18 protein-coding genes are annotated in these 25,785 nt (G+C 72.9%); 14 read left to right on the forward strand and 4 right to left on the reverse strand.

Features of this window, described 5'->3' with window-relative positions:
• Positions 1 to 2 precede the first annotated feature (2 nt).
• Together GA0070608_RS31410 and GA0070608_RS31415 are read left to right on the forward strand one after the other, a co-directional pair.
• Positions 3 to 1,154, forward strand: coding sequence for an acyl-CoA dehydrogenase family protein (locus tag GA0070608_RS31410; protein WP_091633834.1), 1,152 nt, complete (start codon positions 3 to 5; stop codon positions 1,152 to 1,154).
• Complete coding sequence (locus GA0070608_RS31415) at positions 1,151 to 2,188, forward strand: acyl-CoA dehydrogenase family protein (protein ID WP_091633838.1); 1,038 nt, start codon at positions 1,151 to 1,153, stop codon at positions 2,186 to 2,188. Before GA0070608_RS31410 ends, GA0070608_RS31415 begins: the two co-directional genes overlap by 4 nt.
• 114 nt (positions 2,189 to 2,302) lie before the next feature.
• Here the strand turns inward: GA0070608_RS31415 and GA0070608_RS31420 are convergent, their stop codons facing one another.
• Complete coding sequence (locus tag GA0070608_RS31420; protein WP_091633841.1) at positions 2,303 to 3,397, reverse strand: sugar kinase; 1,095 nt, start codon at positions 3,395 to 3,397, stop codon at positions 2,303 to 2,305.
• Positions 3,398 to 3,400: 3 nt separating this feature from the next.
• Complete coding sequence (gene eda, locus GA0070608_RS31425; protein ID WP_245716041.1) at positions 3,401 to 4,066, reverse strand: bifunctional 4-hydroxy-2-oxoglutarate aldolase/2-dehydro-3-deoxy-phosphogluconate aldolase; 666 nt, start codon at positions 4,064 to 4,066, stop codon at positions 3,401 to 3,403.
• 54 nt (positions 4,067 to 4,120) lie between these two features.
• Between eda and GA0070608_RS31430 the strand changes: the two genes are divergently transcribed.
• The 7 genes from GA0070608_RS31430 (at position 4,121) to GA0070608_RS31460 (ending at position 14,154) form a co-directional block, all read left to right on the forward strand.
• Positions 4,121 to 4,897, forward strand: coding sequence for an IclR family transcriptional regulator (locus GA0070608_RS31430; RefSeq protein ID WP_245716042.1), 777 nt, complete (start codon positions 4,121 to 4,123; stop codon positions 4,895 to 4,897).
• A gap of 116 nt (positions 4,898 to 5,013) precedes the next feature.
• Positions 5,014 to 6,561: a ricin-type beta-trefoil lectin domain protein gene (locus GA0070608_RS31435; protein ID WP_245716043.1), complete on the forward strand. Its 1,548-nt coding sequence runs from the start codon at positions 5,014 to 5,016 to the stop codon at positions 6,559 to 6,561.
• A 352-nt stretch (positions 6,562 to 6,913) separates the two neighbouring features.
• Positions 6,914 to 7,918 carry a ricin-type beta-trefoil lectin domain protein gene (locus GA0070608_RS31440; RefSeq protein ID WP_342672648.1) on the forward strand — a complete coding sequence of 335 codons (1,005 nt, stop codon included), beginning with the start codon at positions 6,914 to 6,916 and terminating at the stop codon, positions 7,916 to 7,918.
• Between the two features lie 97 nt (positions 7,919 to 8,015).
• Positions 8,016 to 8,453: a pantetheine-phosphate adenylyltransferase gene (gene coaD / locus GA0070608_RS31445; RefSeq protein ID WP_091636679.1), complete on the forward strand. Its 438-nt coding sequence runs from the start codon at positions 8,016 to 8,018 to the stop codon at positions 8,451 to 8,453.
• 888 nt (positions 8,454 to 9,341) lie between these two features.
• Positions 9,342 to 10,868 carry a TROVE domain-containing protein gene (locus tag GA0070608_RS31450; protein WP_091636683.1) on the forward strand — a complete coding sequence of 509 codons (1,527 nt, stop codon included), beginning with the start codon at positions 9,342 to 9,344 and terminating at the stop codon, positions 10,866 to 10,868.
• Positions 10,869 to 11,022: 154 nt separating this feature from the next.
• Positions 11,023 to 11,922, forward strand: coding sequence for a bile acid:sodium symporter family protein (locus GA0070608_RS31455; protein WP_091633856.1), 900 nt, complete (start codon positions 11,023 to 11,025; stop codon positions 11,920 to 11,922).
• A gap of 252 nt (positions 11,923 to 12,174) precedes the next feature.
• On the forward strand, positions 12,175 to 14,154 hold the full coding sequence (locus GA0070608_RS31460) for an ATP-binding cassette domain-containing protein (protein WP_245716044.1): 1,980 nt from the start codon (positions 12,175 to 12,177) through the stop codon (positions 14,152 to 14,154).
• Between the two features lie 109 nt (positions 14,155 to 14,263).
• Here GA0070608_RS31460 and GA0070608_RS31465 read toward each other — a convergent pair whose 3' ends face one another.
• On the reverse strand, positions 14,264 to 15,847 hold the full coding sequence (locus GA0070608_RS31465) for a DHA2 family efflux MFS transporter permease subunit (RefSeq protein WP_091633860.1): 1,584 nt from the start codon (positions 15,845 to 15,847) through the stop codon (positions 14,264 to 14,266).
• Between the two features lie 182 nt (positions 15,848 to 16,029).
• Entirely contained in the window at positions 16,030 to 18,627 is a 2,598-nt protein-coding gene (locus GA0070608_RS31470) for an AAA family ATPase (RefSeq protein WP_141719607.1), read from the reverse strand.
• Between the two features lie 364 nt (positions 18,628 to 18,991).
• Here GA0070608_RS31470 and GA0070608_RS31475 point away from each other — a divergent pair, with 364 nt between their 5' ends.
• The 5 genes from GA0070608_RS31475 to GA0070608_RS31495 all read left to right on the forward strand — a co-directional run bounded on the left by GA0070608_RS31475 (position 18,992) and on the right by GA0070608_RS31495 (position 25,734).
• A complete protein-coding gene (locus GA0070608_RS31475; RefSeq protein ID WP_091633868.1) occupies positions 18,992 to 19,171 on the forward strand; it encodes a mersacidin/lichenicidin family type 2 lantibiotic in 180 nt (59 codons plus the stop codon).
• Positions 19,172 to 19,249: 78 nt separating this feature from the next.
• On the forward strand, positions 19,250 to 22,279 hold the full coding sequence (locus GA0070608_RS31480) for a type 2 lanthipeptide synthetase LanM family protein (protein WP_091633871.1): 3,030 nt from the start codon (positions 19,250 to 19,252) through the stop codon (positions 22,277 to 22,279).
• A 14-nt stretch (positions 22,280 to 22,293) separates the two neighbouring features.
• Positions 22,294 to 24,510, forward strand: coding sequence for a peptidase domain-containing ABC transporter (locus GA0070608_RS31485; RefSeq protein ID WP_141719608.1), 2,217 nt, complete (start codon positions 22,294 to 22,296; stop codon positions 24,508 to 24,510).
• Positions 24,507 to 25,103 carry a flavoprotein gene (locus GA0070608_RS31490; protein ID WP_091633879.1) on the forward strand — a complete coding sequence of 199 codons (597 nt, stop codon included), beginning with the start codon at positions 24,507 to 24,509 and terminating at the stop codon, positions 25,101 to 25,103. The genes GA0070608_RS31485 and GA0070608_RS31490 overlap by 4 nt, the downstream gene beginning before the upstream one ends.
• Entirely contained in the window at positions 25,096 to 25,734 is a 639-nt protein-coding gene (locus tag GA0070608_RS31495; RefSeq protein ID WP_091633883.1) for a DUF3105 domain-containing protein, read from the forward strand. The genes GA0070608_RS31490 and GA0070608_RS31495 overlap by 8 nt, the downstream gene beginning before the upstream one ends.
• Positions 25,735 to 25,785 lie beyond the last annotated feature (51 nt).

Here is a 25,785-nt window from a genome sequence, read left to right on the forward strand (position 1 = left end):
CAATGGGCAGCCGGCTGGTGCCGCCGGTGACACCGGAGCCGCCGGACCTGGCCGCCCTCCGGACGCGGGTACGCGACTTCCTCCGCGAACAGATCGCGCGGGGCGTCCTCACGCCGGGCGTGGACACCTGGCTGACCCGCTGGGACGAGGACTTCACCCGCGCCCTCGCCGCCCAGGGCTGGGTGGGCATGACGATCCCCACGGAGTACGGCGGGCACGGCCGGACCTTCCTGCACCGGTTCGTCGTCACCGAGGAGTTGCTCGCGGTCGGCGCCCCCGTCGCCGCGCACTGGGTCGCCGACCGGCAGATCGCGCCCACGCTGCTGAGGTTCGGCACCGAGGCGCAGAAGCGGCGGTTCCTGCCGGCGATCGTCCGGGGCGAGTGCTACTTCGGCATCGGGATGAGCGAGCCGGACTCCGGCTCGGACCTGGCCAGCGTCCGTACTCGGGCGGTGCGGGTGGACGGCGGCTGGCGGCTCACCGGCACGAAGGTGTGGACCTCCGGGGCACACCGGGCGCACGCGTTCTTCGCGCTGGCCCGGTCCGCGCCGCTGGACACCGCCGACCGGCATGCCGGGCTGAGCCAGTTCATCGTCGACCTGCGCGGCCCCGGGGTCACCATCCGCCCGATCACCTCGATGAACGGCGCCCACCACTTCAACGAGGTCTTCCTCGACGACGTCTTCGTTCCGGACGACATGGTCCTCGGCGAGATCGGCGCCGGCTGGCGGCAGGTCAACTCGGAGCTGGGCTACGAACGCAGCGGGCCCGAGCGGTTCCTCTCCACGGTGCCGCTGCTCGCCGAGACGGTGGCGGCGATGCGCCAGGGCCTCCTGCCCCGGCACACCGACACCGGGCGGTACGTGGCCCGGCTCACCGGGCTGCACCAGATGTCGCTGGCGGTCTCCGGCGCCCTGGAACGCGGCGAGCCGGCCGACACCGCCGCCGCACTGGTCAAGCTGCTGGGCACGGCAACCGAGGGCGACATCGCCGAGTACGCCGACCAGCTCTCCGACGACCGGGCGGAGCTGTCGGAGCGGTTCACCGACCTGCTCACCGCCGGCCTGCTCCAGCGTCCCGGATTCACGCTCCGGGGCGGCACCAACGAGATCCTGCGCGGCGTGATCGCGCGGGGGCTGGGGATGCGACGATGACCGGGCCGGAGCGGGTCGACCCCGCCCTCGTCGACATGCTGGACTCGGTGTTCGCGGCGCACCGCCCGGCGCGGACCGAGGTCGCCGCGACGCTGGACGTCGAGCTCTGGAAGCTGCTGGAGTCGCTGGGCCTGACCCGGCTCACCGGCGCCGAACCGTACGGTGCGGGCGCCGGCTGGCCGGAGGCGGCGGCGTTGCTGGCGGCGGCTGCCCGGCACGCGGTGCCGCTGCCGCTGGCCGAGCACGACCTGCTCGCCGGGTGGCTGCTGGAGCGGGCGGGGCTGCCGGCCGACGGGGCCCTGCGTACCGCCTGCGTGCTGGACGCGGACGGGCGGGCCCGGGCGGTGCCGTGGGCGCACGCCGCCGCCCGGATCGTGCTGCTCTTCCCCGCCGCCGACGGCTGGCGGGTCGCCGACGTGCCGGCCGCGGCGGTCGCGGTGACCGAAGCGGACAACGTCGCGGGTGAGCCCCGCGACGCGGTCGCGGTCGACCTCGCCGGGCTCGACGGGACGCCGGTCGACGCGGATCTCGCCGAGCGGCTGCTGCTGCGCGGTGCGCTCGCCCGGGCGGTGCAGATGTGCGGCGCGATGGACCGGGTCCTGGAGCTCTGTGTCGCGCACACCACCGCCCGGACGCAGTTCGGGCGTCCGCTGGCGGCCTTCCAGGCGGTGCAGGGCCTGGTGGCGGACATCGCCGCCGAGTCGTCCCTGGCCCGCGTCGCCACCGACGCGGCGGTGCTCCGCGCGGCGGAGGGTGACGACGACGGCCTGGCCTTCGCGGTCGCGGTGGCCCGGTCCTGTGCCGGTCACGCGGCGTCGGTGGTGGTCCGCAACGCCCATCAGGTGCACGGCGCGATCGGCACCACCCTCGAACACGAGCTACACGGGCTCACCCGGCCGGTGCTCGCCTGGCGCTCCGAGTTCGGCTCCCTCCAGCACTGGGACGAGCTGCTGACCCGGGCCGCCCTCGATGCCGGCGGCGACGGGGTCTGGGCGCTGATCAGCCAGGGCACCCTGCCGACACCGCGCCGCTGACGCCGGTCGCCCACCTCGGCCCCGGTAAGGAAGGGTCCCTTCCTATCGCCTATTGCATAGGAAAGGGACCCTTCCTTCAGGCCAGTGCGCGTCGCGCTGGGCGCGGGCCGGCGGTCAACGCTGGACACGCGCGCCGGCGCCCCGCACGAGCGCCTCGACCTCCCGGAGGCTGGCCATCGAGGTGTCGCCGGGCGTGGTCATCGCCAGCGCGCCGTGGGCCGCGCCGTACTCGACGGCCATGGCCAGGTCACCCTTCTCCAGCAGTCCGTAGATCAGGCCGGAGGCGAAGCTGTCGCCGCCGCCGACCCGGTCCATGATCTCCAGGCCGGGACGGTGGGTCGCCTCGACGAACCGGCCGTCGGCCCAGGCGATCGCGCCCCAGTCGTTGACGGTGGCGGTGTGCACCGTACGCAGGGTGGTGGCGACGACCTTGAAGTTGTCGTACTCCCCGGTGGCGGCCTCGATCATCCGCTGGAAGTTGGCCACCTCCAGGTGGGACAGCGCGGCGTCGGTGCCGGGCACCTCGAAGCCCAGCGAGGCGGTGAAGTCCTCCTCGTTGCCGATCATCACGTCCACGTAGCGGGCCAGTCGACGGTTGACCTCCCGCGCGCGGTCCTGCCCGCCGACCGCCTTCCAGAGGCTGGGCCGGTAGTTGAGGTCGTACGAGACAACGGTGCCGTGCCGGGCGGCGGCGGCCATCGCCGCCTCCATCGTCTCCGGGGTGGTCTCGGACAGGGCCGCGTAGATGCCGCCGGTGTGCAGCCACCGCACCCCCAGCGTGCCGAACAGGTGGTCCCAGTCCACCTGGTCGGGCCGCAGTTGACTGGCGGCGCTGTGGCCCCGGTCGGAGGTGCCGACGGCGCCCCGGACGCCGAAGCCGCGCTCGGTGAAGTTGAGGCCGTTGCGGACGGCGCGGCCGACCCCGTCGTAGGGCAGCCAGGTCACCAGCGAGGTGTCCACCCCGCCCTGGAGCACGAGGTCCTCCAGCAGCCGGCCCACCTCGTTGTCGGCGAACGCGGTGACCACGGCGGTCCGCAGCCCGAAGCAGCGGCGCAGGCCACGTGCCACGTTGTACTCGCCACCGCCCTCCCAGGCCCGGAAGGTGCGGGCCGTACGCACCCGGCCCTCGCCCGGGTCGAGCCGCAGCATGATCTCGCCCAGCGAGACCAGGTCGTACCGGCACTCGCCGGCCGGACGGATCGACAGCATGGCTCAGGCCTCCCCGGTGGGTCGGGCGGCCTCGACGGCCGCGGCGGTGCGGGCGGCGACCTCGTCCCAACGCCCGGCGGCGATCAGGTCGGGGGCGACCATCCAGGTGCCACCGACCGCCAGCACGGCGGGCAGGGCCAGGTAGTCGGAGAGGTTGCCGGTGTTGACCCCGCCGGTCGGGATGAACCGCACCGAGCGGTACGGCGCGGCCAGCGCCTTGATCGTCCCGACGCCGCCGAGCTGCTCGGCGGGGAAGAACTTGACCGTGTCGAGCCCGGCGTCGAGGGCCATCTGGATCTCGGTGCCGGTGGCGACGCCGGGGAAGACGGGCACGCCCAGCTCCTGGCAGCGCCGGACGACCGCCGGGGAGAACCCGGGGGTGACGACGAACCGGGCACCGGCCTCGACCGCCTGGTCGACCTGGGCCGGGCTCAGCACGGTGCCGGCGCCGACGAGCAGGTCGGGTCGCTCGGACATGACGCGGATCGACTCGGCGGCGGCGTCGGTGCGGAAGGTCACCTCGGCGCAGCGCAGCCCGCCCCGCAGGAGCGCGTCGGCCAGCGGAGCGGCGTCGCGGGCGGCGTCGAGCACGACGACCGGCAGGATCCGGGCCGCACCGACGGCCGCAACGGCCGCATGTCTCTGTTCATCATCTTGTACGCCAGTCACATATGTGACCATAGCCGGGTCAGCCTGGCTGTCAACCCCGCTAGAGTGGCGGCCATGACGCTGCCCGGCGGGTTCCAACCCGTGAAGTCCTCCACCCGGACGCTGGAGGTGCTCGAGGCGCTGGCCGCCTCGCCGCAGCGGCGTTCCCTGGTCGACCTGGCCCGCGCGCTGGACATCCCGAAGAGCAGCCTGCACGGCATCCTGCGCACCATGGCCCAGCGCGGCTGGGTGGAGAGCGATCCCACCGGCACCCGGTTCGGGCTGGGGGTGCGCGCGCTCCAGGTCGGCGCCGCGTACCTCACCAGCGACGACACCGTGGGCCTGCTGGGCGGGGTGCTCGACGACCTGTCCCGGCAGTTCGGCGAGACCGTCCACCTCGGCCGCCTGGACGGCGCACACATCGTCTACCTCGCCAAGCGCGAGTCGGTGCACCCGCTGCGGCTCTACAGCGCGATCGGACGGCAACTGCCGGCGCACGCCACCGCCCTGGGCAAGGCGCTGCTCGCCGAGCGCCCGGACGAGGCGCTCGACGGGGTGCTGACCTGGCCGCTGCCCGCGCTCACCCCGCACACCGTCACCGACCCGGACGCGCTGCGCGCCGAGCTCGCCGCCGTCCGGGAGCGCGGGTACGCGGTCGACCGCGAGGAGAACACCGAGGGCATCGTCTGCTTCGCCACGGCCGTACCCCTGGCGCTGCCGGCGACCGACGCGATCAGCCTGTCGGTGCCGGTGGCCCGGCTGGATGCCGCCGGCGAGGACCGGATCGTGATGGCCCTCCGTCGGGCCGTCGACCAGGTACGAGCAGCGCGCGGCCTGCTCTCCACCGCCTGACGCCGGGAAGCAGCAACCGACAACTTTCTTGACAGAAACCTGACACATCGACAGACTTCAGCGTGAGAGCGCTCTCTTGAATGCGCTGCCGCCCTCGCCGCACCGGGAGGAACCTCTTGTCTCGAAGACTGCGCGTGCTCGTCCCCGCCGCCGCCCTTCTGCTCGTCGGCCTGACGCCGTCGGCGGGCCAAGCGAGCGACAGAGCCCCCGACGCCCCGGCCCCCGGCCCGGCGGCCACCACCGGCCCCGCCCCCGCCCTGGTCGAGGCGATGCGCCGCGACCTCGGCCTCACCGCCGCACAGGTCGACGAACGCCTGCGCACCGAGGCGACGGCACCGGTGGTCGAGAGGCGCCTGCACGCGAAGCTCGGCCCCGCGTTCGCCGGCGCGTGGATCCCGCCCGGCGCGCAACGCCTCACCGTCGCCGTCACGGATGCCGCGCTCGCCCCGGCCGTCCGCGCCGAGGGCGCCGACGTCGCGGTCGTCGCCCGCAGCCAGCGCACCCTCGACGCGGTCAAGCACGCCCTCGACCGGCGCACCGCCGCCGCCGATCCCCGCGACGTCCACGGCTGGCACGTCGACGTCGCCCGCAACAGCGTGGTCGTGACGGCCCGGCCGGACGCCGCCGCCGAGGCGGTCGCGTACGCGAAGGCCAGCGGCGTCCCCACGGACGCCATCCGGGTGGTCACCTCCCCCGACGCGCCCCGCCCGCTCTACGACATCCGTGGCGGCGACCAGTACGTCATCAACGGCAACACCCTGTGCTCGGTCGGCTTCGCGGTCGTCGGCGGTTTCGTCACCGCCGGCCACTGCGGAGGCGTCGGCAGCCCGACCCTCGGCTTCAACAACGTCTCACAGGGCACGTTCGCCGGGTCGTCGTTCCCCGGCAACGACTACGGATGGGTGCGCACCAACGGCTCCTGGACGCCGCAGCCGTGGGTGAACAACCACGCCGGTGGGAACGTGACGGTGGCCGGCTCGCAGGACGCGGCGATCGGCAGCTCGGTCTGCCGCTCCGGGCGCACCACCGGCTGGCGCTGCGGAACCATCCTCGGCCGCAACGAGACCGTCAACTACCCACAGGGTGCGGTGTCGGGCCTGACCCGCAGCAACGCCTGCGCCGAAGGAGGCGACTCCGGCGGGGCCTGGATCTCCGGCAACCAGGCCCAGGGCGTCACGTCCGGCGGTTCCGGCAACTGCTCCACGGGCGGCACGACCTGGTTCCAGCCGGTCAACGAGATCCTCGGCGTCTACGGGTTGTCCCTGGTCACCACCGGCGGCGGCGGGAGCCGGCTGATCAGCAACTGGAACAACCGGTGCATCGACGTGCCGAACTCCAACTTCTCCGACGGGATCCCCCTGCAGACCTGGACCTGCAACGGCACCAACGCGCAGGCCTGGAGTTTCACCGGCGGCACCCTGCGTACCCAGAACAACATGTGCGTGGACGTGGCCTGGGGCTCCACCGCCAACGGCGCGACGATCCAGATCGCCACCTGTAGCGGCAACCCGGCGCAGCAGTTCGTCCTCTCCGCAGCCGGCGACCTGGTCAACCCCCAGGCGAACAAATGCGTCGACATCAGGGACTGGAACAACTCCGACGGCGCCCGCCTACAGCTGTGGGACTGCGCCGGCACCGCCAACCAGAAGTGGCGTCGCGGCTGAGCCGGCACCCGGCCGCGCCGCCCCGCCCCATGCCGATCGGCCGATCGTCCGCCGCGAGAGACCTCGCGCCGGCGCAGTTGCCAAGGAGGTCCCACATGTTCGGAGTACGTAACCGTCGCCGGCGACGGGCGCTCGCCCTCGCCGCGATCGCGATCATCGGTGCCACGGTGGCCCTCGTCCTGCCGGTCCGGCCCGAGCCTGCCGAAGCCGCCATCGGGGGATCACCTGGCAGGACGAGTTCAACGCGCCGGCCGGCACGCCCGTCGACCAGAGCAAATGGCGCTTCGACATCGGCGGCGGCGGTTGGGGCAACAACGAACGGCAGTACTACACCAACAGCACGAGCAACGCGGTGCACGACGGCCAGGGCAACCTGGTGATCACCGCCCGCCGGGAGAACCCCGCCAACTACCAGTGCCACTACGGCCGGTGCGAGTACACCTCGGCCCGGCTGCTCACGGCGGCGACCTTCACCCAGGCGTACGGCCGCTTCGAGGCCCGCATCAAGATCCCGCGCGGGCAGGGCATCTGGCCGGCGTTCTGGATGCTCGGCAACGACATGGGCAGCGTGGGCTGGCCGAACGCGGGCGAGATCGACATCATGGAGAACATCGGCAGGGAGCCGAACACCGTCTACGGCACCATCCACGGCCCGGGCTACTCGGGCGGCGGCGGCATCACCGGCAGCCGCACGATCGGCCAGCCGCTCGCCGACGCCTTCCACACCTACCGGGTGGACTGGGAACCGAACTCCATCATCTGGTACCTCGACGGCGTCGAGTTCCACCGGGTCGACCCGGGCCGACTGGGCGGCAACCGCTGGGTGTTCGACCACCCCTTCTTCATGCTCCTCAACGTGGCGGTGGGTGGGAACTGGCCGGGCTACCCCGACGCCTCCACCCAGTTCCCCCAGCAGATGCTCGTGGACTACGTACGGGTGTCGGGCTACACCTCCGGCGGCAACCCGCCGACCGGCACCACCCGGCTGCGGGGCGCGCTGAGCGGTCGCTGCGTCGACATCCCCAGCGCCAACCCGGTCGACGGGGCCAAGCTGCAGATCTGGGACTGCAACACCACCGCCGCGCAGGCATGGACGTTCGCCTCCGACGGCACCGTCCGGGCGATGGGCAAGTGCATGGACCCGGCCTGGGCCGGCACGGCGAACGGCACCGAGGTCAACCTCGTCACCTGCAACGGCAACCCGGTGCAACGCTTCACCCTCAACGCCGCGGGCGACCTGGTCAACCTCAGCGCGAACCGCTGCGTCGACGTACGCGACCGCAACCCCGACAACGGAGGCAAGCTGCAACTGTGGGACTGCTCCGGCGACGCCAACCAGAAGTGGTCCCGCGCCTGACCCGTCGGGGAACCACGCGGGCTTCGCCCACTGAAGTTCGTCCGACGAGGCCCGGCGTGAGGCGGGCTCGGGTCTGCCGCTGGCTTAGTCTGGCTTGGTGACTCACGCGGCTGATGGCAGTCCCGGGTCGACCCGAGCGGTCTATCCAGGGACGTTCGATCCGTTCACGCCGGGTCATCTGGATGTTGTCGACCGCGCGCGCCGCATGTTCGATCAGGTCACAGTCCTCGTTGCCGTCAACGACGGCAAGCAGCCGTCTGGGACGACTGTTGCGCGGGCGAGGGAGATCCGGGGCCTGCTTCCGGCGGGCTGGGAGAACGTCACGGTGGCCGCGTGGCATGGGTTGACCGCCGACTATTGCCGGCGGAATGGGTGCGGGCTGATCATCCGCGGGGTCAGGAACTCGACCGATTTCTTGCGTGAGTACGAACTCGCCACGATGAATGAGGCGCTGGGCGTCACGACGTTGTTCATGCCTGCCCGGCCGGAGTTGGCGACGATGTCGTCCACTGCGGTGCGGGCTCTGCGAGCCTGAGCTGCTCAGGACGGTCGTCGAGCCGGTCGACCCGGACCGGACCCGGCCGCCGCTGCGCCGCTGGCAGTGGGCCGGGTACGGGCAGAGCCGACCGTACGAGCTGGTGATCCCGCTCGCGGGCATGACGCCCGGCCGGGGCGTACTGCGCCGCGAGCTGGCCCGCCGGCTGCCCGGCCACGCCGCTGGCTCCCGATCCGTTGTGTGACCTGACCGCCCGGAGGATGTCGTGCCACAAAGCGGCTTGCCGGTGTACGCGAGCTTCGCTTACCCTCGTCGGACACCTCCCGGTGCGCAGGCAACGGCTACTTCCGCTTTCAACGGGGAGACGCGGGTGCAAATCCCGCCGCCGCCGAAAGGCGGTGTCGATCAGCAGCCCAGGTCACCTTGGCCCGCGAGGGCCGGTCTCCGTTGCCGTTCTGATCTCGGAAGGGGTGCCACGCCGCGTACCCCGGTGCGACGGAGACAGCTACTTCCTGGCTTGCAGCCTGGCCCGCGGTGGGAATCCGCGAAGCTGTGTCCGACCTTGATCTCGGGTACGTGGCGTCGCCCGTTTCCGGCCTCCGTGACCATGGGCCGGCAAACTCCGTTGTCCGCCTGTCGCCGCCACCGCTACCGTCGTGCCCGCACCTCCCGGTGCGAAGGCGACGGTTACATCTTGGAGGGGCGCACGCCCCGTTGAAGAGCCCGTCCGTCGCCGGCTCAGATCTCGGGAGGCGCGACCACACCGGTATCCGGTGCGCAGGCAACGGTTGCTTCAGTGATCCCCCATGGGGGTCTCGGTCCGCCGGACACCCACGGGTGGACGGCAGCCACCTCCGTCGCCGACCTCGGTCTCGGATACCCGGTGCGGTCGTGCCTCCTACCGCTCGACGGCATGTGGGGGACACGATGGCCAAGTTCAACCTCAAGCGGGGCAACCAGCAGGACGTCGTCACCGCCGAGGGCGCGCCCGGTTTCACCCGCGAGCCGCGCACCGAACTGTTCCTGCTGGGTGTGTCGAACATGGTCGGTGAGGACACCTTCTACGAGGGCGTCGCCGACCGGGACGCCCGGTTCCGTGAGCTGGTCGCCGCCGTGGCTGTCGCCGACCCCGACTGGTTCGCGCGCTTCGTGCGTTGGCTGCGTACCGGCGCGATGCTGCGTTCGGCGTCCGTCGTGGCCGCCCTGGAGGGCGCCCGCGCCCAGGTCGCCGCCGGCATCCCGGGCTCCCGGGCCGTGGTCGACTCCGCGTTGCAGCGGGCCGACGAGCCGGGCGAGGCCATCGCGTACTGGCTGGGCCGCCACGGGCGGGCGATGCCCAAGCCGGTCAAGCGGGGCATCGCCGACGCGGCGGTGCGGCTGTACCACGAGCGGAGCCTGCTCAAGTACGACGCCGACGGCAGCGCGGTACGGTTCGGCGACGTCATCGACCTGACCCACCCGACGGCGCGGGACGAGCGGCAGGGCGACCTCTTCCGACACGCGTTGGACCGCCGGCACAAACGCGACAACCCGTTGCCGCAGTCCCTGACGGTGCTGGCGGCCCGGGCCGAGCTCATGGCGTTGCCGGTCGAGCGGCGCGCGGAGGTCACCGACCCGGCGGTGCTGGGCGCGGCCGGCATGACCTGGGAGGCCCTCGCGGGCTGGCGGCAGACCGCGATGGACGCCGCCGCGTGGGAGGCGGTCATCCCGAACATGGGCTACCTGGCGCTGCTGCGCAACCTGCGCAACTTCGACCGGGCCGGCGTCAGCGACGCCGTCGCCGAGGCGGTGGCGGCCAGGCTGGCCGATCCGGACGAGGTCGCCCGGTCACGCGTGCTGCCGATGCGGTACCTGTCGGCGTACAACGCGGCACCGAGCCTGCGGTGGGCGTACCCGTTGGAGAAGGCGTTGCGGCAGGCGCTGGCGAACGTGCCCGCCCTGGACGCGCGGACCCTGATCCTGATCGACACGTCGGGGTCGATGAACAGCGCGTTCAGCAGGGACGGCACGCTGCGCTGCTGGGACGCGGCCACCGTGTTCGGCCTCGCGCTGGACGCCCGAGCGCGGGAGGCCACGGTGGTGTCGTTCTCCAACGCCAGCGCGGTGTTCCCGGCCGTCGCCGGCGAGTCGGTGCTGGCGGCGGTGCGCCGGTTCAAGGAGGGCGGCTTCTTCTACGGCCGCGGGACCGAGACCGGGAAGGCGGTACGCGAGCACTACGACCGGCACGACCGGGTGGTCATCCTCACCGACGAGCAGGCGCACTGGCAGGGCGCACATGACGTCACGGCCGCCGTGCCCGCGCGGGTTCCGGTGTACACCTGGAACCTGGCCGGATACCGGGTCGGACACGCGCCGACGGCCGGCAACCGGCACACGTTCGGCGGCCTGTCCGACGCCGCGTTCGCCATGATCCCGCTCATCGAGGCGGGGTCGCGCGGCCACTGGCCCTTCTGACCGGCGTCGCGGCGTCGGGCCGGGGCCAGCGCCGTGGCACGGGCCGGTGGGCGGCGGCCATTGACGACGATCCACGTACGTTGCAAGATGCGAGCGCACCGTCGTGGTGTGAGGATCCGGTGATCCCTGGCGTACGCGATCAGGAGGCCCAGCCGTGAATACCGGTTTGTCGCTTGTGCTCTTCCCCGTCGCGTTGGGCATCGTCATGCTCGGACTCGGCCTCACCCTGACCCTGGCCGACTTCCGCCGCGTCGTCGCTTATCCCCGGGCCGTGATCGTCTCCCTGGTCTGCCAGATGCTGGTCCTGCCGGCCATCTGCCTGGGCCTGGTGCTCGCCGCCGACCTGCGTCCGGAGTTGGCCGTCGGGATGATGCTGCTCGCCGCCTCCCCCGGCGGCAGCACGGCCAGCCTCTACAGCCACCTGTTCAAGGGCAACGTCGCGCTCAACGTCACCCTGACCGCCATCAACTCGGTGCTCGCCCTGTTCACGCTGCCCCTGATCGTCAACCTGTCCGTCACCGCGTTCATGGGTTCGGACAGTTCACTCGGCCTCCAGTTCGACAAGGTGCTCCAGGTCTTCGCCCTGGTGCTGATCCCGATCGTGGTCGGTATGATCGTCCGCCAGCGTCGTCCCGAGTTCGCCGCCCGTATGCAACGACCGGTGAAGATCCTCTCCATCGTGGTCCTCGTTGTCGTGATCATCGGCGCGGCGCTCGGCGTCAAGGACGAACTCGCCGCCACCATCGGCGCGGTCGGCCTCGTCGCTCTGCTGTTCAACCTGCTCAGCCTGGCCATCGGGTACGCGGCGCCGCGCCTGCTGCGCGTCGGGCACCGGGATTCGGTCGCGTCGTCGTTCGAGATCGGCGTCCACAACGCCACCCTGGCCATCACGATCGCGCTCAGCCCGGCCCTGCTCGACAACACCGACATCGCCATGCCGCCCGCGATCTACGGCATCCTGATGTTCTTCACCGCTGCCGCCTTCGGCTTCGTCGCCGCACGCCGTGGCAGCGCCTCGGCCGAGCCCACGCACCAGCCGACCAGGACGGTGTGAGCGGCGCGGCCCGGGGCCGGCCCGGCGGCGACGCGAAGGAGGCGTACACCTTCCGGGCGCTCGGCTCCAGCCGGAATCCGCACCAACTTCCCTGCCTCGGGGGATGGACCGGCGGGTCACCGACGGTGACCATTGGTAGTTGGTCGAACGCTGTGGGTTGATGGGGTGGCGGCGGGACGTTCCCGCCGCCCGCCTTCAACGACCTCGGTCGCGACCGGCAACCACGTCACCGCGCACCGAGGAGGCACGTCCGTGACCCGAGCCGAACGGGACACCACATCGGACCAGCCAGCCCCAGCCCCAGCACCGACGGAGTCGGTGCTCCCGGAGCTGCGGACCATGTTCTGGGAGACGGGAATGCAGGCGCGGGCGGAAGCCGGCCTGTTCACCGTGTTCGCCGAGTTGCCCAGGCTGGTCTGGGCGGCAGTCCGGATCAGCTGGCGGGCCGACCGGCTCCGGACCTCGGTGGTGGCCGCCGCGACGCTCGGCGGCGGGGCGATGGCCGCCTTCGGGCTGCTGGCCACCCAGCGGGTGCTGGTGGAGCTGTTCGCCGGTGGCCCCACCGCGGACAAGGTGGTCGCCGCACTGCCCGCGCTCGCCGTACTGGCGGCGGCGACCGCGCTGCGCGCCGGGATGGGCATCGCCACCGGGTACGCACAGAACGGACTCACCCCGCGGGTGAGCCGGGAGGTGGAGCGCGGCCTGTTCGAGGTGTCCACGGCGGTACGGCTGGAGGCGTTCGACGCCGATGCGTTCGCCGACGACATGGAACGGGCCTCCCGGGGCACCGAGTCGACAGTCTCACTGGTGGAGGCGTCGATGAACCTGCTCGCCGGGCTGGCCGGCCTGCTCGCCGTGGCGGTCGCCGTCGTCCTCATCCACCCGTTGCTGCTGCTGGCGCTGCTGGTGGCGACGTTGCCCAAGGCCTGGGCGTCGCTGCGGGCCGGGCACCTGCGGTACCGGACCTACACGGCGGGGTCGGTGCGACGGCGGCGGTTGTGGTTGCTGCACCGACTGATGGCCGAGCGGGACTCCGCGCCGGAGCTGCGCTCCTACGGGCTGCGCCGGTTCCTGCTGGACCAGTACGACCGGGTGATGGAGGTGGAGACCGACATCGAGCTCACCCTCGCCCGCCGGGTCACCACGACCACCACCGTCGGGGCGGTGATCGGCGGAATCGCCACCGGCGTGGTCTATCTCCTGCTCGGGCTGCTGCTCATCGACGGCCAGATTCCGCTCGCGGCGGCGGCGACCTGCGTGGTCGCGGTGCAGTCCGCGCAGCGCTCGCTGTCCGTCGCCACGTTCCAGGTCGACCGCGTCTACACCGAGGGCCAGCACTTCAGCGACTACACCGGGTTCATGCTCCGGGCCGCCGCCTACCTGCCCGATGCGGCCACGAGCGCCACGGACGCCGCACCCGGTCCGCTGCGCGAGCTGACCGTACGGGAGGTCAGCCTGCGCTACCCCGACCGGGACACGCCCGCCGTCGACCGCGTGACGCTGACGATCGCGGCGGGGCAGACGGTGGCCTTCGTCGGCGAGAACGGCTCGGGCAAGACCACCCTCGCCGCGATGATCGCCACCCTCCGCGCCCCCACCGAGGGGGTCATCTGCTGGAACGGGCGGCCCCTGCCCGAGTGGAACCTCGCCGGGCTGCGGGCCCGCATCGCGGTGGTCACCCAGGAGTATCACAAGTGGCCGTTCACCGCCGCGACGAACATCGCCGTCGGCGATGTCGAGAGCGAGGCCCGGCAGGACCGGATCGAGGCCGCCGCCGCCCGCGCCGTCGCGCACAACATGATCCAGGACCTGCCCCACGGGTACGAGACGCTGCTCGACCGGACCTTCGCCAAGGGTCAGGACCTCTCCGGCGGCCAGTGGCAGCGCATCACCGCCGCCCGTGGCTTCCTCCGCGACGCCGACCTGCTGGTCATGGACGAGCCGTCCTCCGCCCTCGACCCGCGCGCCGAGGACGCACTGTTCCAGGCCATCCGGGACCGGCAGGGTCGGGCGACCACCATCCTCATCACCCACCGGCTGGCCAACGTCCGCCACGCCGACCGGATCTTCGTCCTGCATGACGGCGCGCTGGTCGAGGCCGGCAGCCACGACGAACTCGTCGCCGCCAACGGCCGGTACGCCGAACTGTTCGCCCTCCAGGCCGCCGGCTACGACGACACGCACAGCGACCGCGGCCCCGCACCGCGGCAGCGCCCCCTCACCACGCCCTGACGGCCGGCACCGCTCGGCGGCACCGGTCCGCGGACGGTCGGCCCGCGCCGCGAGGTCCCACCGGACGGTCGGGCCGCCGGGGTGGTGTCCCGGCGGCCCGAGCGGTACGTCAGTGGATGATGACGGGAGCCTTGGCCTGCCCCGCCTGCTGGTCGTCGAGCAGGTGTGACGGCTCGCGCCGCCGGGGCAGGAACGCCGCCGGGATGAACGTGACCAGCACCAGCGCGAACGCGACCCAGAACGTGGTGGCGAACGAACTGGCGGCGTAGTCGAGGCCACGGGAGATGAGCGACGGCTCGACCGGGAACTGCTGGGCCAACTCCGGCTGCTGCTGGACGGCGATGGCGAGGCCGGCCTCGGTGATCGGCTCACCGCTCGGATCGGTCGCCCCGGGGATCGGCCGGGATCCGTTCAGCTCGTTGGTGAGGATCACCGACATGATCGCGGCACCGACCGACCCGCCGATCTGCTGGATGATGTTGACCAGCGTGGAGCCGCGGGCCACCTCGTGGGCCGTCAGGGTCTTCAGCGCCGAGGTCATGATCGGCATCATGGTGCCGCCCATGCCCAGGCCCATGACGAACAGCGACCCGCAGAGCAGCACGTACGACGTCTCCGGGTCGACCTGGGTGAAGGTGAAGAACCCGAGGGCGATGAGTCCCAGCGCGAACGGCACGGTACGGCCGACGGGCATCTTGTCGGCCAGCATCCCGGCCACCGGCATGGTCACCATCGCGCCGAGACCCTGCGGCGCCATCAGCAGGCCGGCGGTCAGCGTCGACTCGCCGCGGACCTGCAGGAAGTAGCTCGGGAACAGCAGGCCGGCGCCCATGAACGCGATGATGAACACGAACATGGTCACGGTCGCGATGGTGAGGTTGCGGTTGGCGAAGAGCCGCAGGTCCAGCAGGGGGTGCCGGGGCCGGAAGGAGTAGAGGACGAAGGCGACGAGGAGCGCGCCGCCGACCAGCATGGGCGCCCACACCTTGGTGTCGGCGAACGTCCCGGTCTCGGGCAGCGAGGAGATGCCGTAGAGGAAGAGGGCGAGCCCCGGCGAGAGCATCAGCATGCCGATGAAGTCGAACGACTCGGACGGCTCGGGGTTGTCCTTCGGCAGTGCCAGGGCGGCGTAGACGAGCGCCACGGCGCCGATCGGCAGGTTGATCAGGAAGATCCAGTGCCAGCTCGCGACGTCGATCAACCAGCCACCGAGGATCGGGCCCCCGATGGGCCCGAGCAGCATCGGGATGCCGAGGACGGCCATCAGCCGGCCGATCCGGTGCGGCCCGGCCGCCCGGGTCATGATCGTCATGCCCAACGGCATGAGCATGCCGCCGCCGAGACCCTGGAGCACGCGGTAGCCGATCAACTGCCCGATCGTGTCGGCGTTGGCGCACAGCCCCGACCCGATCGTGAACAGGGCCAGCGCGATCATGTAGAGCCGCTTGGTGCCGAACCGGTCGGCGGCCCAGCCGCTGAGCGGGATGACCGTGGCCAGCGACAGGGTGTAGGCGGTCATCGTCCAGGCGACCTCGGCGTAGGACGCGTCGAACTCGCGCTGGAAGGTCGGCAGGGCGACGCTGACGACCGTCACGTCGAGGATCGACATGATCGCGCCGATGACGACGACCCCGGCGATCTTGAGGACCGAGCCGTCGAGCCTGTCCGAGGCCGCAGTGGATTGCTGTGTCACGAAGTCTCCTGAAATCCCCGTTGTGGCCGGCGGGTGCCGCGCCTGGACTCGTCACGTACCGAGCAGTGTCCGCAGGCAGACTAACGACCGGCACCGACGATCCGCGTCAGGTTTTCCGACCGGCAGAATGTGGGATACGCCATGATGCCGTGCGCCGATCGGGGTGGGGTCGGGATCCCCAGTCATCCGGTGAACGAGCCGGCGAGTTCGAGCCGGCTGCGTACGCCGAGCTTGTGGTAAGAGCGCTGTAGGTGGTTCTCCACGGTTCGTACCGACAGACGCAGCCGGTGGGCGATCGCGGTGTTGTCCAGCCCGGTGGCGGCCAGTTCGCAGATCTCGCGTTCCCGGCCGGTCAGCGGGCTCGGCGCGGACTCGACCTGCCCGCACCACGCCGGCCAGTACGCGTCGCAGCGCCGCCGCAGCTTCTCGGCGCGCGCGGCGTGCGCATTGGCGGCGCGGTGCTCGCCGCGCCCGCGCCGGGCCGTCCCGGCGGCGACGGTCGTCTCCAGCACCAGGGTGGTGTATCCCCCTTCGTCGAACGTTGCGGCCAGCCGCTCCAGCGCGTCGGGGTCCGGCCGGGCGAGCGCGGCGGCCAGGTCGGCGTGCAGACGGAAGAGCGGGCTGTCGCAGGCGTCGGCGACCTGTCGCAGCTCCGAGGCGGCCGACGCGGACGGCGACACCCGGGAGAGCAGGTGCAGGGCCTGCGCGGCGATGGTGAGCACGCCGTTCTCGCGGGCCCGCGCGGCCAGCGCGACGAGCTGCCCGGCCGCGACGGCGAGCCGCCCCTCGGAGACGTGGGTCCAGGCCTCGGCGAGGCCCCAGAAGTCGGCGGGCCCGCTGTGCGTGGGAAACCGCCCACCCAGCTCGTCGCGTACCTCCCTGACGTCGCGCGCCTCACCGGCCTGCGCGGCGAACCACGCGCCCACCGACAGGACGTAGCCGCGGATGGGAAACAGCGTCCGCCCGTCGACGAGGGCGCGGGCCTCGCGCAGCCAGCGCAGCGCGTCCCGCAGCCGCCCCCGGTGGTAGCGGCAGTTGCCGACCATCAGGGCGAGCAGGGCGACGCCGTCGGACGAGCCCCGGTCGACCGCGTCCAGGTAGTAGGCCTCCGCCGACTCCGTCGCCTGGGTCAGGTTTCCGGACATCACCAGCGCCTGCACGTGCAGGGCCTGGGTGGCGGCGCGCATGGTGGGCCAGGCCTGCGGGAAGGTGACCTCGGCTCCGTCGAACATCGCCGCGGCGCGGGCCGGCTCGCCGGAGAAGACCAGCAGGTAGGGCAGGAGCGGGGTGCCGGCCATGCCCAGCAGCGGGTCGCGCGGCGGATGCTGGCCGAGGCGGGTGACGGCGTCGCGCCCCTCGGCTGTCCGGCCGTCGAAGACGGCCATCGCGGCGACCGCGGTCAGCAGCCCGTCGTGCACGGCGGCGGGCAGTGCCGCCGCCGCGTCGGCGAGCACAGCACCGGCGGCCCCGGGGCGGCGCAGCCCCCAGAACAGGTTCACCGCCCGCAGCGCCGCCGTCTCGGCTCGGTCGCGCGGGTCGTCCAGCGTCTCGTACGCCCTGCGCAGGTGCTCGTCGGCCTCCTCGCCGCGACCCTGCGCGACCAGGGCACGGCCGAGCTGGCGGGCGCCCCGGGGCGAGGCGACCCGACGGGCGAGCCGTTCGGCGAGGCGGGCCCCGCGCCGCAGCAGCGCCGACTCGGAGGCGGCCAGCAGGTCCGCCTCGTCGACCGCGAGGTCGGCCTCGCACCGCCACGACACCACGCGCAGGTGGTCCTCGTGCCGCGCCGTGGAGGTGGCTTCCAGGGCGTCCGCCAGTTCGCGCAGGATGCGGCGGGTGCGCAGCGCACCGGTGCTCGCGCGGGCCGCCTCGGCGTAGAGCGGATGCGTCACCCGGACCAGGCCGCGCTGCTCGCCGGTGGTCAGTTCGATGAGTCCCCGCTCCTCCAGCCGCTCGGCGACCTGTGCCGGGACGAGTCGCTCGATGACGGGCAGCGGCGCGGGCTCGCCGTGCGCGACGTACTGCAACGCTTCGATCTCGTCGGGGCCGAGCAGGCTGAGCGTCTCGGCGATGAGATCGTTCAGGTGCGGATGCTCCAGCGGGGTTCCACGCCAGGTCCACACGCCGCGTCGCCGGGCGAGGGCGCCGGTCTGTTGCCCGCCGCGCAGCATCTCCCGCAGGAACAGGGGGTTGCCGCGTACGGCCTGCCAGATGGTGGCGAGGGTCAGGCCGTCGGTGGGCCCGCCGAGCATCGCCTGGACGAGTTCGGCTGTCTCCTCCTGGCTCATCGCCGCCAGTTGCACGCGCTCGACGGGGCCCTGGCGACGCAGGGCGGTGACGGCCGGGCTGGCGACCGCCTCGCTGCGGGCGCTGGCGAGAACCCGTACCGCCTCGCCGGCCACCAGCCGCTCGAGCAGCGCCGACGAGGCGTCGTCGAGCCAGTTCACGTCGTCGACGACGACGAGGACCGGCCGGTGCCCGGCGATGGCGCGCAGCCTGGTGGCGATGTCACGGAAGGCCTCGGCGACCGAAGGGCCCACCGGCTGGGCGACGAGCTGGGCGAGCACCCCGAAGGGCACACTCTGCCAGCCCGGCGTCGCCGTCACGCGCAGCGCCAGGAAGCCCCGCCGTTCCGCCTCGCCCAGGACCTCCGTGGCCAGGCGGCTCTTGCCGATCCCGGCCTCCCCGGTGACGAGCGTGCACCGGGTCACGCCGCCGGTCAGGCTGTCGGTCAGCCGGTCCAGCTCCCGCCGCCGCCCGACGAGTGGCCATGATGTGGACAACGGTTCCCTCCCCCACAAGACGGTCTGCCGTGACAGACGCTGTCAGCGGCGCGCGAGGTTGTCGGCGGGGATGACGGTAGGGCAACCGCGATCGTTGAGTACCGGGTTCTTCCGGCCCTGAGTAGCCCCGCCGACCACCACGTACGCATGCCGACCTGCGCATGTAGCTAATTTTCAGGGAAGGCGCCATCTCGCGGCGTCAGGTTTCAGACACCGTCGCCCGGGTCGCGTCGCGAACCCGGCGGTGACTGTTTCGCGACTGCGATGGAGTACCGGCTACTCACGCCCCGCCCCCTGCGCTCGGCGAGTCTCAGATGGACGGACCGCGGCACCCGGCCGCCGGTCGCCACCGAGGAGGAACCAGATGTCGATCACCGATGTCGTCCGCGCCTGGAAGGACGAGTACTACCGGGGCGAGGCGTCGCCCGACCACCCCGCCGGGCTGGTCGAGCTGAGCCGCGAGGAACTGGAGACGGTCGCCGGCGGCATGGCGCCGATCGACGGGCACACCGAGAAGTGCTGCCACTGCATGTCGCCCTGCTGACCTGTCCATCACGGCGACTGCGCCGGAGCCCGGCCACCGGCCGGGCTCCGGCGCACCGCCCTCACCCGAGGATCGGCGATGACTGTTGGGTTCCTACCCGCCCTCTCGCTCACCGAGCGCGTCCCGGTCGACGGGGCCGGCTCGTACCCCGTCTCCGACCGCGCGCGCTGGCGGCTCTCCCGGTGGCGCGGCTCGCAGGCCTTCGCCACCGCCGGAGCCTGGCAACGCCGCCTGGCCGCCGACGCGTGCGACGAGGACGCCCTGCTGCGCCTGCTCGACGAGCCCGCCGCGCGGATCGCGGAGCGGCTCGCACACCCCCCGGACTGGTCACGACGGTTGCAGCGCCTGTACTCCGGGCCGGCCGCGGACGACTGGCGCCCCGAGCGGCTGCCGGGACGGCCGCTCGACGACGCCCTGATCATCGCCGCCCCGATCCTCGCCGACGCCCGCCGCCGGGTCCGCGAGGCGGCGGCGGAACTGGCCGGCCCCGCCACCCCCGTCGATCCGCGGACCGCTGACACGCTCGGCATCGCCGACCTGCTCGACGAGCTGGTCCGGCTGCTCAGCCGCGCGAGCGTGCTGGAGCTGAACGTCGCCCGCGTGCGCGGCGAGCTGACCGGGCAGACGCCGGCGCAGCGGTTCGCCGCCTTCTTCGCCGGGATGGCGCAACCCTCGGCCGCCTCGGAATTCCTCGCCGAGTACCCCGTGCTGGCCCGCCAACTCCTGGCCGTCGTCGACGCCTGGGCATCGTCCACCATCGAGTTCCTGCGGCGGCTGCACGCCGACTGGGCCGCGATCGCGCCGGCTCTCGACATGGATCCGCGCGTGCGGCTCACCGGGCTCACACCCGCCGGTGACGCCCACCGGGGTGGTCGCCGGGTGTGCCTCGCCAGCTTCGACGACGGTTCACGGGTGGTCTACAAGCCCCGCGACCTCGGCGTGGACGCCCGTTTCCAACTGCTGTTGGGCTGGCTCAACCGGCGGGACCCCGACCTGGGCCTGCGCACCATCGCGGTGCTGACGCGCGACGGCTACGGCTGGGCCGAGTTCGTCGCCGCCACCGAACCGACGGCCGTCTCCCGCTACGCCCGCCGCTACGGGAGCCTGCTCGCCCTGCTGCACACGCTGGGCGCCAGCGACTGCCACCCCCGCAACGTGGTGGGTGCCGGCGACACGCCGGTGCTCGTCGACCTGGAGACCCTGTTCACCCCGGCGCTGACGCGCGGTTCCCGTGACGCCGCCGCCGGCGAGGCCGTCGCCGCCTCCGTGCTCGCCGTCGGCCTGTTGCCCGCCGCCGAGCAACCGGCGGGCGAGGCCGCGGCGTGCAACTGCGCCGAATGGCTCGGCGCCGGCACCGACGAGATGCAGCTGCACGTCCCGGGCGTACACATCGGGCACGGGACACCGGCCGCTCCCGAGGGCGTCCGACCCGCCGACCTGCGCGCGCACGAGGCCGACGTCGTCGCCGGCTTCCGCCACGCGTACGACCTGCTGCACCGCCACGCCGGGGTGCTGGCCGACCGGGTACGCGCCTTCGCCGGTGACGAGATCCGAGTGGTCCTGCGCCCGACGCGCACCTACGCCCGGCTCCAGGAGGCGCTGCTGCACACCGACCACCTGCGCGACGCGCTCGACCGGGACCGGCTGCTGGACTGGCTCTGGGTCGGCGTGGAGGAGCTGCCGGTCCTCGCCACCACGATCGCCGCCGAGCGCGCCGACCTGGCCGCCGGGGACACGCCGCTGTTCACGTCCAGGGTCGGCTCCCGCGGGCTGTGGACCGGCGACGCCCAGCAGTTGCCCGGCGCGCTGGCCCGCTCGGCGTTGGACGAGACACTGCGCCGCATCGCCGGCCTGGGCGAGGCAGACCAGGAACGCCAGGTCTGGCTCATCCGTGCCGCGTTCGCGTCGCTGGCCGAGCTGCCCGACGCCCCGCACGCCGAGGTGCGCTGGCGTCCCGGGCCGGTGCCGGTCGAGCCGTCCGCGTTCCGGCCGTTGCTGGCGCATGCCGCCGAGGTCGGCGAGCGGGTCGCGGCGATGGCCCACGGCGGGACCTGGTTCACGTTCGGCCCCACCGTGGGGGCCCGCTGGGCGCCGGTCCCGATGGGCGCCGGCCTCTACGACGGCCTGTCGGGCCTGGCCCTCTTCTACGGTTACCTGGGAGAGACGACCGGGCACGAGGACTTCACCGACCTGGCCGCCGGGATCGCGCGAAGGCTCGGCGACCGGCTGCGCGCCGACGGGCTCCCCACGACCGCCGTCGGCGCGTTCAACGGCTGGGGCGGCCTGTGCTACGCGTACGGTCACCTGGCCACCCTGTGGGACGACGACCCGGGCATCCGCTCCGGCCTGGACCTGGCGCTCAGCCGGTTGGAGGCCCTCGCCGACGACGCCGACGACGCCGACGTGGTCAACGGGCTGGCCGGCGCGGTGCTCGCCGTGCTGGCGTGCGGCGCGGACCCGCAGCGCACGGTCGACCTGGCACGCCGCCTCGGTGACCGCCTCCTCGCGACGGGCCCGGCGCTCCGGCTGGGCGGCCTGTCCCACGGCGCCGCCGGGGTGGCGGCGGCGCTGTTCGAGTTGTGGAGCGTCACCGGTGAGGACCGCTACGCCGAGGCGGGACGGTCCGCGCTGGAGTTCGACCGCTCGCTGTTCGACCCGGCCTCGGGCAACTGGGCGGATCTGCGCCGGCCAGGCCTGCTCAGCAACGCCTGGTGCCACGGCGCGCCCGGGATCGGGCTGTCGCGGGTGCGGATCCGGCAGGCGCTGACCCGCCGCCCGCTGCCGCTGCTCGACGGCCTCGACGCCGAGATCGCGGTGGCGCTGGGTACGACGTTCACGCACGGCTTCGGGCGCAACCACTCCCTGTGCCACGGCGATCTCGGCAACCTCGACCTGCCGCTGCTCGCCGGGTCCGACCCGGCGGCGGTCGGCGCGGTCGTCGACGGCGTGCTGCGCGACGTGGCCGCCCACGGGTGGCGCTGCGCCAATCCGGCCGGGCTCGACTCGCCGGAGCTGATGACCGGGCTGGCCGGGATCGGGTACCAGTTGATGCGGCTGGCGGAGCCGGAACGCGTGCCGTCGCTGCTGACCCTGGCGGGCACCCCGTGAGGCGGCGCCGCCGGGTGCCCGTCGTCCTGCAGATGACCGACGCCGACTGCGGTGCCGCCTGCCTCGCGATGGTCCTGCGCCATGCCGGCGTCCGCGCCTCGCTCGCCGGGTGCCGCGAGCACCTCGGCGTGGGCCGCGACGGGGTCAGTGCGCTGGCCCTGCTGGACGCGGCAGAGGAGATGGGACTGCGCGCGAGCGCCTACCGGGCGGCCCCGGAGGATCTCGTGTCGCTGCCGATGCCGCTGATCGCACACTGGGAGGGCTCGCACTTCGTCGTGGTGGAGCACCTCACCCGGCACGGGTTCTCGATGGTGGACCCCGCCCTGGGCCGCAGGACCGTCCCGTTCGCCGAGGCGGCCGAGTTCCTCACCGGCACCGTGCTGGTCTTCACCGGTCGTACGACGACAGCCGGCCCGGCCAGGCTCGCCGCGGGCCCCCGTACGCCGTGGCTGCGCCGCGGCTACCGGATGGCGCGCGCGTTCCTGCCGGCGCTGGGGACGGTCCTGTCCGTCTCCGTGGTCCTGCAACTGCTCGGGCTCGCCCTGCCGCTGGCCATGTCGACCGCCCTCGACGCGATCCTGCCCGCACGGGAGACCGGGCTGCTGCCCTATCTCGGCCTGGCCGTGCTGGCGCTGGCCCTGACCCAGTTCGGCCTGGCGCACCTGCGTTCGATGCTGCTGGTGAACCTCCAGTCCCGGGTGGACCGGGAGCTGATGACCCGGCTGTTCGCCCACCTGATGAGCCTGCCGTTCCGCTTCTTCCAGCAGCGCTCCAGCGGGGACCTGATGCAGCGGCTGGCGAGCAGCGTGCTGCTGCGGGAGATCGTGACGACGCAGGTGCTGACCGCCGTGATCGACGGCGCGCTGGTGGTCGGGTACTTCGCGGTGCTGTTCGTCGCCGACACCGGGTTCGCCACGGTGGCGTTGGGGATCGGTCTGGTCCAGGTGTGTGCGGTCGCGGCGGTCAACCGCCGTCTGCTGCACCTCAACCACCGCCAGCTCACCGTGCAGGCGGAGGCGGAGAGCGTGCTCATCGAGGCGCTGTCGGGTATCGCCACCATCAAGTCGATGGGCGCCGAGAAACACGTGTACGACCACTGGCTGGGCCGTTACTCGGCGGCGCTCGCGGTGGATCGCGCGCGCAGCCGGCTGTCGTCGACCGTCGACAACGTGGCGGCGACCGTACGGCTCGTGGGGCCGCTGGCCCTGCTGTGGCTGGGCATGTACCGGATCTTCGCCGACGGCATGAGCCTGGGTGACGCGATGGGCCTGCAGATGCTGGCGCTGGCCGCGATCGCCCCGCTGGGTTCGCTGGTCGCCAGCGCACAGGTGCTCCAGTCGGTCGCCTCGACCGTGCAGCGGCTGCGTGACGTGTTCTCCGCCCGGCCCGAGATCGAGGACACGTCGCAACTGCTGTCACCGACGCTGCGCGGAAGGGTCGAGGTACGTGGGCTCAGTTTCCGGTACGACGGCACCGGCCCGTACGTGCTGCGGGACGTCTCGTTCACCGTCGAGCCGGGCCGGACGGTGGCGGTCGTCGGCGCCTCGGGCAGTGGCAAGAGCACCCTGGCGATGCTGCTGACCGGGCTCTACCGGCCCACCGGCGGCCGGATCCACTTCGACGGGGTGCCGCTGGAACGCATCGGCCCGGACGCCCTGCGCCGCCAGTTCGGCGTGGTGTTCCAGGAGAGCTACCTGTTCCGGGACTCGATCCGGCGCAACATCGCCCTCGCCCGGCCGGACCTGCCCCTGGCGGACGTGCGGCGGGTCGCCCGGCTGGCCGCCATCGACGCCGACATCGAGGCGATGCCGATGCGCTACGACACCCGGGTCGCCGAGCGCGGCCAGGCACTCTCGGGCGGGCAGCGACAACGGCTGTCCATCGCCCGGGCGCTCGCCGGTGAGCCGGCGATCCTGCTGCTGGACGAGGCGACGAGCCACCTGGACGTGGCCACGGAACGACGGGTGAGCCGGGCCGTCGCGGGGCTGCGCTGCACCCAGATCATCATCGCGCACCGGCTGAGCACGGTGCGGCACGCCGACGAGATCCTCGTGCTCGACGGCGGCACGGTCGCCGAGCGCGGCGGCCACGACGAGTTGCTGGCGCTCGGCGGCAGGTACGCCGACCTGGTCCACGCACAGCTCGACACCCAGGCCGACCCACAGACAGACGCACAGGCCGACGGGCCGCCGGAGCATGAGCCGGCCGTCGCCGGAGGGAGTCACCGATGAGCGTCACGTTGCCGTTCGAGCGGGTCCTCGTCGCCGCCTGCGGATCAAGCGGCGCCATGTCGCTGCCGCAGTCGCTGCTGGCGATGAGGCACGCGCTCGGTCTCGAGGTGCGGGTGGTGATGACCGAGGCCGCCTCGACGTTCGTGACCCCCACGGCCCTCGCGGCGATCACCGGCCACCCGGTGACCGTCGAGGAGGCCCATGGGCAGCCCGGGGTTCCCCACCTGGACCTGACCGAGTGGGCACAGCTGGTGCTCGTGCTGCCCGCCACCGCCAACACCCTGGCCAAGGCGGCGCTGGGCATGGCCGACAACCTGGTCACGGCGTGCGTGCTGGCCTCGGCGGCGCCCGTGGTGTTCGTACCCGCGATGAACGTGCGGATGTGGGAGAAGCCCGCCGTCCAGCGCAATGTCGCGCAGTTGCGCGCGGACGGGTACGGCGTCGTGCCCCCCTCGCGGGTGATCGCGCTCAGCTCCGGCACGGCCACCGGCATCGGCGTGCCCGGCATCGAGACGGTGCTGGAGTGGACGGTGGGCCACCTGACGTCGACCGGGTCCGGTGCGGGCGTGGACGGGGCGGCCTCCGATGGCTGACCCCCTCGGGCGCGAGGCGCGGGCGACACGGTGGGTGGCGGGGCTGATGGCGCTGCTGGGCGTCGGCCTGCTCGGCTGGGTGGCGGTGCCGGTCGCACGGCAGCGGCTGGCGCCGCCCGCGCCGATCGCGTCGTTCGGGGTGGCCGGGACGGCGGCCGGCTGCGATCCGGAGCTGACCGACCCGGTGTCGGGCAAGGGGGTACACGTCGGGCGTGGGGCGCGCGTCGCCTACCTGACGGTGCCGCCGTCGTCCGGGCCGCACTACGAGCTGCCCGCGCCGATGCGCCGGTTCTATCTCAGCGGTGACCGGCCCCCGGTGGAGGTGCTGGTGCACAACCTGGAGCACGGCTACACGGTGGTCTGGTACTCGGACGACCTGCCGGCGCCCCAGGTGGAGGCCCTGCGCGGCCTGGCCGCGAGGCTCGGCGCCGACGAGCGGACCGCCAAGTTCGTCGCCGCGCCGTGGGACGAGGCCTACGGCCGGTTCCCGCCGGGGCGCCGCGTCGGCATCAGCCGCTGGGGCGCCACCGCCGGCTACCGCCTGCTGTGCGAATCGGTCAGCGGCGCCGTCATCGAACGTTTCCTCGCCGCCCACCCGCCGACCGACTCGCCCGAACCGGAGGGGGCGTGACACCACGGCGTCCCACGCGCGAGCCCGGCCCGGTGCGCCCTCCGCCTCCGG

Source organism: Micromonospora peucetia (assembly GCF_900091625.1).
Lineage (GTDB): Bacteria > Actinomycetota > Actinomycetes > Mycobacteriales > Micromonosporaceae > Micromonospora > Micromonospora peucetia.

What these genes read in the sequence shown, in the direction of transcription:
- GA0070608_RS31410 (WP_091633834.1), top strand. Translation starts at nt 3, where the DNA reads ATGGGCAGCCGGCTGGTGCCGCCGGTGACACCGGAGCCGCCGGACCTG.
- GA0070608_RS31415 (WP_091633838.1), top strand. Translation starts at nt 1,151, where the DNA reads ATGACCGGGCCGGAGCGGGTCGACCCCGCCCTCGTCGACATGCTGGAC.
- GA0070608_RS31420 (WP_091633841.1), bottom strand. Translation starts at nt 3,397, where the DNA reads ATGCTGTCGATCCGTCCGGCCGGCGAGTGCCGGTACGACCTGGTCTCG.
- GA0070608_RS31430 (WP_245716042.1), top strand. Translation starts at nt 4,121, where the DNA reads ATGACGCTGCCCGGCGGGTTCCAACCCGTGAAGTCCTCCACCCGGACG.
- GA0070608_RS31450 (WP_091636683.1), top strand. Translation starts at nt 9,342, where the DNA reads ATGGCCAAGTTCAACCTCAAGCGGGGCAACCAGCAGGACGTCGTCACC.
- GA0070608_RS31475 (WP_091633868.1), top strand. Translation starts at nt 18,992, where the DNA reads ATGTCGATCACCGATGTCGTCCGCGCCTGGAAGGACGAGTACTACCGG.
- GA0070608_RS31480 (WP_091633871.1), top strand. Translation starts at nt 19,250, where the DNA reads ATGACTGTTGGGTTCCTACCCGCCCTCTCGCTCACCGAGCGCGTCCCG.
- GA0070608_RS31490 (WP_091633879.1), top strand. Translation starts at nt 24,507, where the DNA reads ATGAGCGTCACGTTGCCGTTCGAGCGGGTCCTCGTCGCCGCCTGCGGA.
- GA0070608_RS31495 (WP_091633883.1), top strand. Translation starts at nt 25,096, where the DNA reads ATGGCTGACCCCCTCGGGCGCGAGGCGCGGGCGACACGGTGGGTGGCG.